The sequence below is a fragment of the Bacillus nakamurai genome (genome assembly GCF_001584325.1).
In the GTDB taxonomy this organism is placed as follows: Bacteria; Bacillota; Bacilli; order Bacillales; family Bacillaceae; genus Bacillus; species Bacillus nakamurai.
In genome coordinates, this window is record NZ_LSAZ01000031.1 from 1 (window position 1) to 716 (window position 716).

Genomic DNA, 716 nt, shown 5'->3' on the forward strand with positions numbered 1-716 from the left:
GACTGGGCTTCTGCTGTTATATCCTTTCTGATCGTCTCGTCTTGAGCGACTTGTTGTTGAATCTCAATACTGATCGGTAAGTACTTCCACATGCGACGAATTACAGTTTTCTTAGCCATTTCTTCATAGTCTGTTTTCCATGGCCCGTTATCACTTGCTTTACTTCGTTTTCGTGTTTTGTCTATATCATCTTTGCTGAAAACCTCGAATTGATAGCCGCCATCTTTAAAGTGGGCTACAGCGTAAACATGGGTTATCGCACCTCTTTGTCCGGTAGCTGGCTTATGAACCAGCTTAGGATGCAAGCCCAGTTCGTAGTCGAATTCATCTGATTCATAAACGGCATGAGCATAAATACTTTCGATATGTCCTGATCTTCTTGCAAGGTCAATCATTCCTTTGTAACCGATGATGAATTGTACATCGCGTCTTTTTTCTTTGTTATTCCAAAAAGGAACAAAATAACAATGCCCTATAAGCCCCGGCTCCAGTCCTAATTGGGCTGACTGCATTACAGCTCCGAGCAACGAAGGGACAGTGCATTCCAAAAGGGCGGGATTGGTGCGAATTGTCGTTAAAGCAATACGAGCTAGTCGATCGGGTTTTACGTGATCCGGCAGAGCCTTTTGAATCTCTGGCGCCATTTTTTCAAGGTAAGCTGTTATGGTTTGCGCTGGAGTAGGCGGCTTTTCGGCGGGTGCTCCACTTGCTTTGTT

Annotated in this window: 1 protein-coding gene; it reads right to left on the bottom strand. The window is 44.6% G+C overall.

Annotated elements, in window-relative coordinates; genetic code table 11:
* On the bottom strand, positions 1-716 hold a 716-nt coding region (gene recT, locus AXI59_RS13695), incomplete at both ends, for a recombination protein RecT (protein ID WP_061528525.1).